General features: G+C 64.4%; 13 protein-coding genes. 12 read left to right on the plus strand and 1 reads right to left on the minus strand.

Annotation, left to right across the window (positions count from 1 at the left end; all coding sequences use genetic code 11):
* Window positions 1-3: 3 nt before the first annotated feature.
* A complete protein-coding gene (gene ccoN, locus EV669_RS01160; RefSeq protein ID WP_054286605.1) occupies window positions 4-1,431 on the minus strand; it encodes a cytochrome-c oxidase, cbb3-type subunit I in 1,428 nt (475 codons plus the stop codon).
* A gap of 462 nt (window positions 1,432-1,893) precedes the next feature.
* Here ccoN and EV669_RS01165 point away from each other — a divergent pair, with 462 nt between their 5' ends.
* From EV669_RS01165 to EV669_RS01220, 12 genes are all read left to right on the plus strand, one after another.
* Complete coding sequence (locus EV669_RS01165) at window positions 1,894-3,678, plus strand: M61 family metallopeptidase (protein WP_132097664.1); 1,785 nt, start codon at window positions 1,894-1,896, stop codon at window positions 3,676-3,678.
* A gap of 34 nt (window positions 3,679-3,712) precedes the next feature.
* Complete coding sequence (gene pepN / locus EV669_RS01170; protein WP_132097665.1) at window positions 3,713-6,337, plus strand: aminopeptidase N; 2,625 nt, start codon at window positions 3,713-3,715, stop codon at window positions 6,335-6,337.
* Between the two features lie 63 nt (window positions 6,338-6,400).
* Window positions 6,401-7,294 carry a DMT family transporter gene (locus EV669_RS01175; RefSeq protein WP_132097666.1) on the plus strand — a complete coding sequence of 298 codons (894 nt, stop codon included), beginning with the start codon at window positions 6,401-6,403 and terminating at the stop codon, window positions 7,292-7,294.
* Window positions 7,295-7,408: 114 nt separating this feature from the next.
* A complete protein-coding gene (locus EV669_RS01180; protein WP_054286608.1) occupies window positions 7,409-7,972 on the plus strand; it encodes an isochorismatase family protein in 564 nt (187 codons plus the stop codon).
* A gap of 1 nt (window position 7,973) precedes the next feature.
* Window positions 7,974-8,222 (plus strand): DUF1272 domain-containing protein, encoded by a 249-nt coding sequence (locus EV669_RS01185; protein ID WP_318271287.1) that lies wholly within the window; start codon window positions 7,974-7,976, stop codon window positions 8,220-8,222.
* 58 nt (window positions 8,223-8,280) lie between these two features.
* Complete coding sequence (locus EV669_RS01190; RefSeq protein ID WP_132097668.1) at window positions 8,281-9,180, plus strand: EamA family transporter; 900 nt, start codon at window positions 8,281-8,283, stop codon at window positions 9,178-9,180.
* A 13-nt stretch (window positions 9,181-9,193) separates the two neighbouring features.
* Complete coding sequence (locus EV669_RS01195) at window positions 9,194-9,391, plus strand: DUF1737 domain-containing protein (RefSeq protein ID WP_054286610.1); 198 nt, start codon at window positions 9,194-9,196, stop codon at window positions 9,389-9,391.
* A gap of 5 nt (window positions 9,392-9,396) precedes the next feature.
* A complete protein-coding gene (locus EV669_RS01200) occupies window positions 9,397-10,329 on the plus strand; it encodes a GlxA family transcriptional regulator (RefSeq protein WP_132097669.1) in 933 nt (310 codons plus the stop codon).
* Window positions 10,330-10,635: 306 nt separating this feature from the next.
* Window positions 10,636-11,559, plus strand: coding sequence for an alpha/beta fold hydrolase (locus EV669_RS01205; RefSeq protein ID WP_054286612.1), 924 nt, complete (start codon window positions 10,636-10,638; stop codon window positions 11,557-11,559).
* Window positions 11,560-11,653: 94 nt separating this feature from the next.
* A complete protein-coding gene (locus EV669_RS01210; RefSeq protein ID WP_132097670.1) occupies window positions 11,654-12,295 on the plus strand; it encodes a 2OG-Fe(II) oxygenase in 642 nt (213 codons plus the stop codon).
* 169 nt (window positions 12,296-12,464) lie between these two features.
* Window positions 12,465-13,139, plus strand: coding sequence for a DUF6610 family protein (locus tag EV669_RS01215; RefSeq protein WP_055434446.1), 675 nt, complete (start codon window positions 12,465-12,467; stop codon window positions 13,137-13,139).
* Window positions 13,132-13,749: a hypothetical protein gene (locus EV669_RS01220; protein WP_054286614.1), complete on the plus strand. Its 618-nt coding sequence runs from the start codon at window positions 13,132-13,134 to the stop codon at window positions 13,747-13,749. Before EV669_RS01215 ends, EV669_RS01220 begins: the two co-directional genes overlap by 8 nt.
* Window positions 13,750-13,851 lie beyond the last annotated feature (102 nt).

The following is a 13,851-nucleotide window of genomic DNA, read 5'->3' on the forward strand; positions in this document are numbered from 1 at the left end:
CGCTCAGACGTGCGCCGAAGCGGTGGTAGCCGGGATCTTGGCATCCACAGCGCGGCCAGCCGTCACGGTGCGGAAGGTGTTGTACGCCATCAGGACCATGCCCAATAGGTACAGCGTGCCACCCAGGAAGCGTACGAAGTGGTACGGGTAGGTAGCCTTCACGACTTCGGCAAACGCGTAGGTCAGGGTGCCGTCCGGGTTGAGGGCACGCCACATCAGGCCCTGCATCACACCCGAGATCCACAGTGCGGCGATGTACAGCACGGTACCTACGGTGGCGAGCCAGAAGTGCGCCTCGATCAGCTTCACGCTGTGCATCTGCTCACGACCAAAGAGGCGGGGCAGCAGGTAGTACAGCGAGCCGATGGTGATGAAGCCTACCCAGCCGAGTGCGCCGGAGTGAACGTGGCCGATGGTCCAGTCGGTGTAGTGCGACAGGGCGTTCACCGTCTTGATCGACATCATCGGGCCTTCGAAGGTGGACATACCGTAGAAGGACAGCGATACCACCAGGAACTTCAGGATCGGGTCGGTGCGCAGCTTGTGCCATGCGCCGGACAGGGTCATGATGCCGTTGATCATGCCGCCCCAGCTCGGAGCCAGCAGGATGAGCGAGAACACCATGCCGAGCGACTGGGTCCAGTCAGGCAGCGCGGTGTAGTGCAGGTGGTGCGGACCAGCCCACATGTAAGTGAAGATCAGGGCCCAGAAGTGCACGACCGACAGACGGTAGGAGTAGACGGGACGGCCAGCCTGCTTAGGCACGAAGTAGTACATCATGCCCAGGAAGGCGGCGGTCAGGAAGAAGCCTACGGCATTGTGGCCGTACCACCATTGAACCATTGCATCGACTGCGCCGGCATAGATGGAATACGACTTCCACATGGAGACCGGAATCTCGAGGCTGTTCACCACGTGCAGCAGGGCCACGGCCAGGATGAAGGCGCCGTAGAACCAGTTGGCCACGTAGATATGCTTCACCTTGCGGATAGCGATGGTGCCGAAGAACACGATCGCATAAACCACCCAAACGATGGTGATCAGCAGGTCGATCGGCCATTCGAGTTCGGCATATTCCTTGCCGGTGGTAAGACCCAGCGGCAGGGTGATGGCCGCAAGCACGATAATTGCCTGCCAACCCCAGAAGGTGAAGGCAGCCAGCTTGTCGGAAATCAGACGGACGTTACAGGTGCGTTGCACGACGTAGTAAGACGTCGCGAACAGGCCCGAACCGCCAAATGCGAAGATCACGGCGTTGGTGTGCAGCGGACGCAGGCGGCCGAAGTGCAGCCACGGACCGAAGTTGAGGTCCGGCCATACCAGCTGGGCCGCGATGATCACGCCCACCAGCATGCCCACTATGCCCCAGACTACGGTCATGATGGCAAACTGGCGCACCACCTTATAGTTATAAGTGGATTGCGTTTCCATTAAGGTTTTCTCCAAGGTTGCGAAACTTAGAACTTACAAACCGTGGCAGCGCGGCGGCGGCGGGTCTGGCGGGCTGGACGGCCGGCCGGTCTGAACGCCTCGGGCTGCGGGGAAATCGGGTCTTGAGATGTGTCAAGGCTCTGTTTTAAGCCTGCTGCCCCTCGCGGAGCGCCCCTATGTAAGGGCTTGGTTGGCAAGCGCTTTTCCCACACTGTTTTAACATCTCATTTTAAATCAACTGCCCCTTCCGAGCCAATTGATTTCACGTCCCGAAGCCCCCGGTGTGTCATTCTTCCTCTTCAAGATCAAAGCAAAGCTCCACGCGGGGCGGAGCCCTACCGGGGGCATTATATTGGCATGCGCCCCCGCGCCCTTGACTTGGATCAAACGGCCCCTGTCCCTGTCACCGGCGGCGCCGAGTGGTAGAATTGCGGTCTTTTCGTATGTCGGAGTGCTCTTGTCATGACTGTTCCGGTCCGCTACGCCATCCGCCCGCTGTCCTGGCAGGCGCATCTCTTCGAAGTGAAACTGACTGTCCGTCAGCCTGCGAAGAAGGGACAGCTCTTCCGGCTACCTGCCTGGATCCCCGGCAGTTACATGATCCGGGATTTTGCCCGACACATCGTCACTGTACGGGCCGAGAGCGGGCAGCGGCCGGTGGCCCTGACGAAGCTGGACAAGCACACCTGGCAGGCAGAACCGGTGAAGGGACCGCTGACGCTGACTTGCGAGGTATACGCCTACGATCTTTCGGTCCGTGGCGCCTATCTTGATGGCGAGCGTGGTTTTTTCAATGGCACGAGCGTGTTTTTTATAGTGGATGGTTATGAATGCGATCCGTGCGAGGTCGAAATTCTTCCCTCGCCGGACACCGCCCTCGACAAGTGGCAGGTAGCCACCACGTTGACCCCGGTGGATGTACGCAAGAAAACCGGGTTCGGAGTGTACCGGGCCGAGAGCTACGACGAGCTGGTGGATCACCCGGTAGAGATGGGCCGCTTCGAGCGGGTAACCTTCAAGGCCTGTGGCGTACCGCACGAATTCGTGGTGTCCGGGCGCTTCCGGGCCGACCTCAAGCGCCTGGTGCGCGACGCCAAGAAGATCTGCGAGTGGCAGATCAAGCTCTTCGGCCAACCTGCACCCTTCGAGCGCTACCTGTTCATGCTGTTCGTGGGCAACGGGGTCTACGGCGGACTGGAGCATCGCTCTTCCACGGCGCTGATGGCGGGCCGTGATGATCTGCCTGCCGAGGGCGCCGAAGGCATCTCCGACGGTTACCTGCAACTGCTCGGCCTGATCAGCCACGAATATTTCCACAGCTGGAACGTGAAGCGGATGAAACCCGCCGCTTTCGTGCCCTACGACCTGAGCCGAGAGGGTCATACCCGACTGCTGTGGGCGTTTGAAGGTGTGACCTCCTATTACGACGACCTGACGCTGGTGCGTTGCGGGCTGATCGACAAGAAGCGCTACCTCGGTCTTCTGGCGCAGAATATTACCGGTGTGGTACGCGGCAGCGGCCGCCTGAAGCAGAACCTGGAGGACGCCAGTTTCGATGCCTGGACCAAGTATTACCGTCAGGACGAGAACAGCCCCAACAGCCAGGTGAGCTATTACACCAAGGGGGCACTGGTGGCCTTGGCGCTGGACCTGACCCTGCGCCGCGACACCGGCGGCCAGCGGTCGCTGGACGACGTGATGCGTGCCCTGTGGCAGAAGTGGCTGCAGGATGGCCGGGGCCTCGCGGAGGACGAGTGGGAACGCATCGCGTCGGAAGTGAGCGGTCTTGAGCTTGGATCCTTCTTTGACCGGGCTCTGCGCAGCACTGAAGACCTCGATCTACCGGGCCTGCTGGCGACGCAAGGGGTGCAGATGTGGCTGGCGCCCGCCCAGAATGGCGGCGACCGTGGCAGCGTGGTGGCCGAGCGCAACGACCTGCCGCCGCGGCTGTCGCTAGGTATCCGGGCCGTGCCCGACAGCGCGGGGGTGAAGCTCACCCATGTCCTGGATGGCGGGGCCGCGCAAAAGGCGGGGCTGTCGGGCGGTGACGTGCTGATGGCGCTGGATGGTCTGCGCGCCGGGGACCTCGACCGCCAGCTGGCGCGCTACCGGCCCGGCGATGTGGTGCGCGTGCACGCCTTCCGTCGTGACGAACTCATCGAAACCGAACTGACCTTGCAGAGCGCGGCAGCCGACACCTGCCGCCTGCTGCCCGAAGCGGATGGGGCTCGCTGGCTGGATGCCTGAGCCCGTCCCTCCCTCCATGAACAAGGTGAACGCAATGTCTGCACAACCCGAAGTGAAGTACCGCAAGGATTACAACGCCCCCGCCTTCCTGATCGACCGTGTCGACCTGACTTTCGACGTCGAGGAGACGCGCACGCGTGTGCAGTCTCGTCTGGTGATGCACCGAAACCCGGCCGCGGCGCCGGTGGCCGATCTGCGGCTGGATGGTTCGGCCGTGCTGCTGTCTGTAGTGTTGGACGGGGAGAGGTTGGCCGAAGACCGGTTGCGGCCGGAGGCCGAGGCGCTGACCGTGCTGGGCGTGCCCGACAGCTTCATCCTGGAAATCGAAACCGAGGTGGACCCGGCGGCCAATGCCTCGCTGATGGGGCTTTACGCTTCAGGCGGCAACCTCTTCACCCAGTGCGAGCCCGAGGGCTTCCGCAAGATCACCTATTACCTTGACCGGCCGGATGTGATGGCCAAGTTCACCACCACCATCGTGGCCGACCGTCAGAAATACCCGGTGCTGCTCTCCAACGGCAACAAGGTGGGCGAGGGCATGGTCGACAAGAAGCGGCACTGGGTGAAATGGGTGGATCCGTACAAGAAGCCTTCCTATCTGTTCGCGCTGGTGGCGGGGCGGCTGGTGGCCCTGAAGGACCGCTTCGTCACGCAGTCCGGGCGCGAGGTGGCGCTGGAAATCTGGACTGAACCGGCCGATCAGGACAAGGTGCAACACGCCATGGAGGCGGTGAAGCACGCTATGAAATGGGATGAGGAGCGCTTCGGCCTGGAGTACGACCTCGACATTTACATGATCGTGGCAGTCGGCGACTTCAACATGGGGGCCATGGAGAACAAGGGCCTCAACATCTTCAACACCAAGTACGTGCTCGCACGTCAGGACACCGCGACCGATGCGGACTTCGAGGGTGTTGAAAGCGTCATTGCCCACGAGTACTTCCACAACTGGACCGGCAACCGCGTCACCTGCCGCGACTGGTTCCAGCTCAGCCTGAAGGAAGGCCTGACGGTATTCCGCGACCAGGAGTTCTCGGCCGACATGACGAGCCGTGCCGTCAAGCGCATCGAGGACGTCAAGCACCTGCGCGCCCTGCAGTTTCCGGAGGATGCGGGCCCCACTGCCCACCCCATCCGCCCCGACTCCTACATCGAGATGAACAACTTCTACACCATGACGGTGTATGAGAAGGGCGCCGAAGTGGTGCGGATGTACCAGACGCTCCTGGGCGTAGAGGGATTCCGCAAGGGTATGGACCTGTACTTCCGTCGTCATGATGGCCAAGCGGTGACCTGCGATGACTTCCGGGCGGCCATGGCCGATGCCAACGGCGTCAACCTGGACCAGTTCGCCCTATGGTACAGCCAGGCCGGCACGCCGGTTCTGGACGTGACGGGTCGCTACAGCACGGTGGACCGCACCTACACCCTCACCGTGAAGCAGAGTTGCCCCCCCACCCCGGGCCAGTCCGAGAAGCAGCCGTTCCACATTCCGCTGGCGTTGGGATTGGTGGGGGAGGATGGACGCGATCTGCCGCTGCGCCTGGCTGGCGAGGCCGCTGCTCTGGGGACTACACGCGTGCTGGACATCAAGCAGGCGGAGGAAAGCTTCGTTTTCGTGGACGTACCCTCCGAGCCGGTGCCGTCGCTGCTGCGTGGCTTCTCCGCGCCGGTGAAGCTGAACTTTGCCTGCCGTGACGACGAGCTGGCCTTTCTGATGGCGCATGACAGCGACAGCTTCAACCGCTGGGAAGCCGGGCAAATGCTGGCCGAGCGAGTACTGCGCGGCCTGATCGACGCCGCCCGGGCCGGACAGGTGCTCAAGCTGCCGCAGACCTTCGTCGAGGCCTTCCGGGCGGTCCTGAAGGACCACGCGGCCGATCCGGCCTTCAAGGCGCTGATGCTAACCCTGCCGGGTGAAGGCGAGATTCTGGAGATGGTGGATGTGGCCGATCCGGGCGTCATCCACACCGTGCGTGAAGCCATCCTCAACGAGCTGGCGCGTGCGTTGCGCGGCGAGTGGCGCGAAGCCTACGACCTCAACCAGACGCGCGAATACCGGCCGCAGGACGCAGGCAAGCGCGCGCTGAAGAACCTGGCGCTGGCCATGCTGTGCCGTCTGGATGACATCGCACCGGCCGAAGCGGCCCGCAAGCAGTGCATGACGGCGGATAACATGACCGACCAGATGGGAGCCATGGTGGCGCTGCGCGACCGTGACGGCGCCGAGCGGCAGGCGTGCTATGCCGCCTTTGCCGAGCGCTGGAAGGACGAGGCGCTGGTGATGGACAAGTACTTCGCACTGGTTGCCTCCAGCCAGCTGCCGGGCACGCTGGATGCGGTGGAGGCCGCACTGACCCATCCGTCGTTCTCGCTGCGCAACCCCAACAAGGCGCGCAGCCTGATCGGCACCTTCGGCAACAACATGCTGCACTTCCACGCTGCCGACGGCTCCGGTTACCGCTTCCTCGAGGCGCAGGTGCTCGCCATCGATGCCTTCAACCCGCAGGTGGCCAGCCGCATCGTGCGCGCCTTCAACCGCTGGAAGAAGCTGGAGCCGGGCCGCCAGGCACTGATGAAGGCTTCGCTGGAGCGGCTGCTGGCCGCCCCCCTGTCGCGGGACGTCTACGAGATCGTCTCCAAGAACTTGGAAGCCTGATCCAAATGGTGCGACGGGCCGGGTGACCGGCCCGTTTTTGTTTGTCCTTTTCCCTGTCCCGTCATGCCTGCTTCCTCGCGTCTGGCCAGCTTGGCCGTGCTGTTTCTGCTGTGGTTCTTCTGGGGGACGAACTGGGTCGTCACCAAGATCGGGTTGGCCGAAGCGTCTGCCTTCCAGTTGGCGCTGGGGCGCACCCTGCTGGCGCTGATCACGCTGGCGGCGATAATGGTGGCCAGTGGCCGCTCCCTGCGGCCGACGCCGTTGTGGCCCACCTTCTGGCTGGGGCTGACGCAGACCGCTGGCTTCGTGCTGCTGACCAACCTTGCGCTGGTGGCCGGCGGTGCGGGCAAGGTGTCGGTGCTGTGTTACACAATGCCGTTCTGGACGCTGCTTTTGGCCAGACTCTGGCTGCACGAACGCCTGGCGTGGCCGCAATGGCTGGGCGTGCTGCTGGCGTTTGCCGGGCTGATGCTGATGCTGATCCTGGAGCCCTGGGCGCTGGGCAGCAGCTGGCTGTCCGATCTGCTGGCCATCGCCGGCGGACTGGTTTGGGCCTTGTCGGTCATCGTGGCCAAGAAACTGCGTCTGGCCCACCGCGTGGATACGCTCGGTCTCACCTTCTGGCAGATGATGTGGGGCACGGTGCCCTTGGTGCTGCTGGCGCCGTTCTTTCCTGGTCAGCCACTGACATTATCCTGGACGCTGGTGGGCGTATTGCTTTTCTCGGGTGTGCTGGCCGGGGGGCTGGGCTGGTGGATGTGGATGACGCTGCTGGCCCGGTTGTCTGCCGGTATGGCCGGGCTCAACATCCTGGCGATTCCGGCCGTAGCGGTACTGATGGCCTGGCTATGGTTGGGCGAGCACCCTTCCTCCTCCGAAGCGGCGGGCATGGGGTTGATCGCGCTGGCACTGCTGCTTTTGTCGCTCTACACGGTATGGCGCGACCGCAGTTGCTAGTGGGGTCTGTGGAACTGGCGTGATCGGTCCCGAGGTTGGCCGAAGCCTGCCTCGCGCCGTACAGTGGTGTCCTGCAGAATCAAGGCTCGATCGACAATACCCCAGGAGCCCGCCATGGCGCATTCTGCCCTCATCGTGATCGATGTCCAGGCCTCTTTCCTTCATCGCCCCTATTGGGACGAAACCGACGTGCCGGCCTTCCGTCAGGCCTTGCTGGCCCTGATCGACGGCTGCCGTCAGCATGGCGTGCCGGTTGTGCACGTCTTTCATGAGGAAGGCGAGGGGCCATTCTCTGCCGCCAGCGGACTGGTGAGGCCGCTGGACTGGCTGCCCACCAACGCCGAGGCCCGCTTTACCAAGCATGTCCACAATGCCTTCACCGATACCGGACTCGGTCCGTGGCTGACCGAGCGCGGTATCGACCACCTGATTATCTGCGGCATCCGCACCGAACAGTGCTGCGAGACTACCGCCCGGGTCGCCTCCGACTTGGGCTACCAGGTGGATTTCGTCACCGAAGCCACGCTGACGTTCGCAATGACCCACCCGCGTACCGGCAGACGGCACACGGCCGAGGCGCTGCGCGAACATACCGAACTGGTGCTGGAAGGCCGCTTCGCACGGATCGCCACGGTACCGGAAGTGCTGGCCAGTCTTAAGGAGCGCGGCGATGCTTGAAATGCGACCTGGTTGCGAGTGCTGCGACACCGACCTGCCGGCTGGAAGCGTAGACGCCTTCATCTGCAGTTTCGAATGCACCTTCTGCCGGGCGTGTGCCGCACAGATGCAGGGACGCTGCCCCAACTGCGGCGGTGTTTTGCTGCAGCGTCCGTCCCGGCAGGGCGCGGCGCTTGACCGCCATCCGGCCTCGACACAGCGGGTGCATCGGCCGGAACACTGTGCTCATAACCCCGCCGGAGTGCTGTGACTGGTCGGCCATGGCTAGGCGCGGTAGGGTAGCGGATGCATAGCGAACAGGAGCAGGCATGAACTGGCAGGACAGGCTGATCGCACTGGCGATCGTTGCGGTGTGGGGCTTCAACTTCGTCGTCATCAAGTGGGGCGTGGCGGGCGTACCGCCCTTCCTTCTCGGTGGGCTGCGCTTCGTGGCGGCGGCCGGGCTGGGCCTCGTTTTCGTGCGCCGCCCCGTGATTCCCTGGCGGTGGCTGGCACTGTACGGGCTGACCGTGGGCTTTGGCCAGTTCGCCTGCCTGTTCACCGCCATCAAGGTGGGCATGCCCGCCGGGCTGGCGTCGATCGTCCTGCAGTCGCAGGCTTTCTTCACCCTGCTGATCGCCTTTGCCTGGCAGCGCGAGCGCTTTACCCGCTACCAGCTGGCCGGGCTGCTCATCGGTGGACTGGGGCTATGGTGCATCGGTGGCATCGGCGTGGGTGAACTGCCCTGGCTGGGGTTTGTGCTGACCCTGGCGGCTGCGGTGTCGTGGGCGCTCTCCAACGTGGTGGTACGGGGCATCGTCCGTGCCGGTCACCAGCCGGACATGATGGGTCTGGTGGTCTGGTCCAGCCTCTTCCCCATCGTGCCCTTTCTGGCGGTGTCGGCCTGGCTGGAGGCGGACGCCATCCATTGGGCAGAGATCGTCACCCTGCGCAGCTTGTTCGCCATCCTCTACCTCGCCCTGATCGCCACCCTTTTCGGCTACGGACAGTGGAGCCGTCTGCTGGCGCGGCATGCGGCCAATGTGGTGGCGCCGTATTCGCTGCTGGTGCCGTTCTTTGGTGTGCTGTCGGCGGCGCTGTTTCTCGGCGAGCGTCTCACCTTCTGGCAGTGGACCGGAGGGGCCGTCCTGCTTGCAGGCTTGGCAGTGAACGTGTTCGGTCCGCGTCTTTTTAGCCTGTCCAGTCGGGCCAGAACCGTTTCTTCCTGAAAGGCGTCGGTCGATGAAACTCTACCGTTTGCTGACCGGGCCGGACGACAGCAGTTTCTGTCACCGGGTTACCGAAGCCCTCAACCGCGGATGGCAACTGCATGGCGCACCCACGCTCACCTTCGACGGAGAACGGGTGATCGCCGGCCAGGCGATCGTAAAGGAAGTGGAGGGCGACTATACCCCCGAGCTGCAACTGGGGGTGCTGTAGCCACCATGGACGTCTGGTTCCTCCTAACGCCGGGATACCTGGCCCTGGATCTGGCCGGCCCGGCCGAGGCACTGCGGATCGCGGCCGAGGAGGGCGTGCCCTTCCGCCTGCACATGGCAGGCCCGAAGGCAGCGTGTCCCAACTCCCTCGGGCTCGTCTCACAACTGGACCCTTTGCCGCTGGCCCTGCCATCCGATGCCTGGGTGGTACTGTGCGGCAACCGCGACGAGGTTACCGACTATGCCACCCCGGCGGCCGACGCACTTGTCGCTTGGCTGCGAACCCATGCCCAGCCGCCACGCCGCGTGGCTACCATCTGTTCGGGTGCCTTGCTGGCAGCCCGTGCCGGCCTGCTGGATGGACGGCAGTGCACGACCCACCACGCCCTGACCGGCATGCTGACCCGACTGGCACCGCGTGCCCGGGTGGTGGAAAACCGCACCTATGTTCGCGATGGTCCGCTGTGGACCTCGGCGGGCATCACGGCCGGGATCGATCTGGCGCTGGCCCTGATCGAGGAAGTGGCCGGCCCGGCTGTGGTGGCGCGGGTGGCCCGTCGGATGGTGGTTTACCTGCGGCGCAGCGGGGACGACCCCCAGCTTTCGCCGTGGCTGGCCTACCGTAACCACCTGCACCCAGCCGTGCACCGGGCCCAGGACCTGATTGCCCGAGATCCTGCGGCAGCCTGGAGCGTAGAAGCCTTGGCCGAAAGCGTGCATGTCAGCGCGCGTCACCTTACCCGGCTTTTCCGCCAGGAGACTGGCATCGGCATCGTCGAGTACCAGCAGCGGCTGCGCGTGGCACGGGCGCGGCAGCTGATCGGGCAGGGTGCCAGTGTGGAGCGTGCAGCCGAAGGCGCCGGTTTTGGTTCGGCCCGTGCCCTGCGGCGGGTATGGCAAAAGTTCGAGCCGGGCACCCCGGGCCAATTGCGTATCTGAGGGCCTGCGGTCCACGTGCCCAGCGGTTTTCAGGCCTGTGCCGCTTTTGTCCATACGGCGGTCCCCCTGTCCGGGGGAGCGTGCCTGTCCATTGCCGCTGCCCTTACGCCTCCGGGTGCTGGCCTTGGCAGGTGCGGACGGGTGCGCTGCCGCTGCCGCCCTCAAGGCCGTGGTGGGGGCGCATCGGCCCGGAGGGTTGAGGGAGTGGTCAGCCTGCGTTGACGCTGCGGCGGCTGGCCCGCATGATTCAAGCGGTTGTTTGAAAGGACCGCGCCGAGACGGTCCGTCATCACGAGGAGAAACCGCATGCCCCTGGCGCAAAGCGACCTGCACGTTCCTGTCGGCTCTCACACCCTTTATCTCAAGCGCCTGCATCTGGAAGGTCGTCCCGACGGTGCGGCGGTGCTGATGGTGCATGGAGTCATGGCCAATGGCCGCACCTTCTATTCTCCCTCGGGCAAGGGGCTCGCGCCCTTCCTGGCCGAAGCCGGCTACGATGTGTTCGTGGCTGATCTGCGGGGCCGCGGCCTCAGCCGCCCCAAGATCGGCCCGGGTGACCGGCACGGCCAGACCGAAACCATCGTCGAGGACCTGCCCGCCCTGCAGGCCGCCATCCGCAGGCTCAAAGATGGGCAGCCAGTGCACTGGGTTGCGCATTCCTGGGGCGGCGTGCACATGAGCAGCTGTCTGGTGCGTTTCCCGGAGCTGATCCCGCAGGTGCGCTCATTGGTGTATTTCGGCAGCAAGCGCAGCGTGCACGCGCGCAATCTCAGCAAGCTGATCGAAGTGGACTTCATGTGGAACATCGCCGCGCGGGTGCTGATCCGCGCCTTTGGTTACCTGCCGGCGCGTCGCATCGGCCTGGGCGCGGATGACGAGACCGACAAGAGCCACCTGCAGAGCCGGGAGTGGGCCAAGGTACAACCCTGGGTGGATTCGCACGACGGCTTCGACTATGGCGCCGCCGCCCGCAGCGTGACACTACCGCCCGCGCTCTATCTGGCCGCACGCAACGATCCCTGCCGTGGCCACCCCGAAGATGTACGTCGTTTCCGGGACGAATCCGGGCCGCACCTGTCGCGCCTGCACCTTCTGGCGCGCGCCACGGGCCATCGCCACGACTACAACCATGTGTCGCTGCTGACACACCCGGAAGCACCGCAAGACCACTTCCCGCTGGTGCTGCACTGGCTGGCCGGGCGCTACGACAGCGTGCCCGAAAACTACTAGCCGGTGGCGTTGGCCCACGGGGGGCCGATTTGGGTCAGGTCAGTGCGTTTCTTGCTCGGGTGTGATAGAACACCGCGCCAAAAAGGAGAACCTCATGCCACTTGACCCCTTGCCTTACGACAAGCACCTTACCGACACCCTGGATGCGCTCGCCGACCGTGGCTGGGCGGTAGACCACACGTTGTTCGATGCCGACCTGATCGCTGCCCTGCGTGCCAGCTGTGAGGCCCGCTGGCAGGCAGGCGCTTTCCACGCGGCGGCGGTCGGTCGGGCGGTCAACGAAGCCCGACGCGAGGACATCCGCTCCGACGCCGTCCTGTGGCTGGACGAGAGCGACAGCGACCCGGCGGTGGCTGCCTACTTCCAGCGGATGGATGCGGTGCGCCAGGCAGTGAATCAGACGCTGTACCTGGGGTTGGCCGAACTGGAGACCCATTTCGCCACCTATCCGGAAGGGGCCTTCTACAAGAAGCATCTGGACCGCTTTCGCGACGACGATGCACGTACGCTCACGGCCGTGCTCTACCTCAATCCCGACTGGCCGGTCGATGCCGGTGGGCAGATGCGTCTTTATCTGGACGAGGCCTGCACCCAGCACCTGGACATCCCCCCCGAGGCCGGCACGCTGGTGCTCTTTCTTTCGGACCGCTTCTGGCACGAGGTACGGCCCACGCACCAGCCGCGCATGGCAGTCACCGGCTGGTTCCGCCGCCGCATCGGGCCGATGCCCTGGTAGGGAATGATCTGCCGACGGACCAGTCCACGCCCCTGTCGGTTGAGTCTGCCACGCCCCCGTGCCTTGGCCGGGGGCGACCTCTATGATGTCCGGTCTGCCCCTCTTCGGAACGCGCCCTTGTCTGGCGGCTGTTTCGGCCAACCTGTGGTGTTCCGCCCGACCGAGACATATGAGCGCACCCCTGAAATTTGTCGCCCACAGCCGGCACGTGATCACTCTTGCGGCCGAGTTCGGCTGGCGTCCGGGCGCCCGTTACACCAATCTGCGCGATGTCCGCAATGTGGACTTTGCCGGGGTCGGCTTTCTGGACATCCACTGGAAGCGCTACGACTTCATGCGTCACCTGGCTGCGGCCGAGCGGCTACGGCCCTTCATGACTGTGGCGCGCGACATCGAATCGGTGCAACAGCTCGACGCCATCCTGCGCGAGGCGGAAGCCCTGCAGCGCTTCGCGCGGCATGTGGTACTGGTGCCCAAGGACCCGGCCCTTCACCGGCGCTTCCACGCGCTGCTGCCCCCGCACTTCGTACCGGGGTTCAGCGTGCCCACCCGTTATGGCGGCACCGCGCTGCCGCCCGAGAATTACACCCGGCCGGTGCACCTGCTTGGTGGACGGCCCGACGTGCAGCGGCGCTACGCCGACCTGATGCCAGTGGCCTCGCTCGACTGCAACCGGTTTACGCTGGACGCCCGTTTTGGCGATTATTTCGACGGCGAGATCTTCCGGCCCCATCCGCAGGGCGGCTACGACACCTGTCTGCGGGATTCTCTGGCCAACATCAACCACAGCTGGCGCGGCTACCGGGCCACCGCGCTCGCTTCCGGGGAGAAGGCGCATGAGTGACGAGCGCAAGGCATTCCTGATGCAGATGTACAACCAGCTCTTCAACGACATCAACCGGCACATCATGGTGGTGTGGCAGTCGGTGGGTGTACTGATCGGCGCCTTCGCCATCTTTGCGCTGGTGGAGAAAAAGGTGGTGAGCCTGGATGTGGCCGTCACCCTGATCCTGTTGCTGGTAGCTTGGCTTGCAGCGCATCTGCTCGATGCGGCCTACTGGTACAACCGCAACCTCGTCATCATCGCCAACATCGAGCGCCAGTTTCTGCGTGCTGACGACCTGCGCGCCATTCATTACTACTTCGGCGCACACCGGCCACGCAACCGCATGCTGACCCATCTACGCATCCAGATGGCCCTGGGCACCGGCGTGGTGCTGCTGGTGCTGGGCTATCATGCTTCGGAACGGGTGCTGCCGGGCTTCGGCCAACCTGTTACCGCCTTTGAGTTCTCCCGTGCGCTGCCGTATCTGCTGCTGGTGGCGGCCGGTCTTTACCTGTGGTCGCTCAAGCGGGCGCGTGATGCGGCCTATGCCGAGTTCCTGCGTAACTCCCCGGGGATCGCAGTCGACACTGCCTGCGTACGTTACGGCCCCGGCCACGGCCACGGTTGAATCGCGCCATACGGGCGTTGCCTTTCGTCTACGGCCCACACGCACGATAAGGGAGACGCCGCAAGCCCGCCGGGCAGCCATGCTAGAATCGCTGACAACCAC

The sequence above is a fragment of the Gulbenkiania mobilis genome, assembly GCA_004346645.1.
Taxonomy (GTDB): Bacteria; Pseudomonadota; Gammaproteobacteria; order Burkholderiales; family Chromobacteriaceae; genus Gulbenkiania; species Gulbenkiania mobilis.

Coding starts and splice junctions, on each gene's coding strand:
- ccoN (WP_054286605.1), bottom strand. CDS start 1,431: ATGGAAACGCAATCCACTTATAACTATAAGGTGGTGCGCCAGTTTGCC.
- EV669_RS01165 (WP_132097664.1), top strand. CDS start 1,894: ATGACTGTTCCGGTCCGCTACGCCATCCGCCCGCTGTCCTGGCAGGCG.
- pepN (WP_132097665.1), top strand. CDS start 3,713: ATGTCTGCACAACCCGAAGTGAAGTACCGCAAGGATTACAACGCCCCC.
- EV669_RS01175 (WP_132097666.1), top strand. CDS start 6,401: ATGCCTGCTTCCTCGCGTCTGGCCAGCTTGGCCGTGCTGTTTCTGCTG.
- EV669_RS01180 (WP_054286608.1), top strand. CDS start 7,409: ATGGCGCATTCTGCCCTCATCGTGATCGATGTCCAGGCCTCTTTCCTT.
- EV669_RS01185 (WP_318271287.1), top strand. CDS start 7,974: ATGCGACCTGGTTGCGAGTGCTGCGACACCGACCTGCCGGCTGGAAGC.
- EV669_RS01190 (WP_132097668.1), top strand. CDS start 8,281: ATGAACTGGCAGGACAGGCTGATCGCACTGGCGATCGTTGCGGTGTGG.
- EV669_RS01195 (WP_054286610.1), top strand. CDS start 9,194: ATGAAACTCTACCGTTTGCTGACCGGGCCGGACGACAGCAGTTTCTGT.
- EV669_RS01200 (WP_132097669.1), top strand. CDS start 9,397: ATGGACGTCTGGTTCCTCCTAACGCCGGGATACCTGGCCCTGGATCTG.
- EV669_RS01205 (WP_054286612.1), top strand. CDS start 10,636: ATGCCCCTGGCGCAAAGCGACCTGCACGTTCCTGTCGGCTCTCACACC.
- EV669_RS01210 (WP_132097670.1), top strand. CDS start 11,654: ATGCCACTTGACCCCTTGCCTTACGACAAGCACCTTACCGACACCCTG.
- EV669_RS01215 (WP_055434446.1), top strand. CDS start 12,465: ATGAGCGCACCCCTGAAATTTGTCGCCCACAGCCGGCACGTGATCACT.
- EV669_RS01220 (WP_054286614.1), top strand. CDS start 13,132: ATGAGTGACGAGCGCAAGGCATTCCTGATGCAGATGTACAACCAGCTC.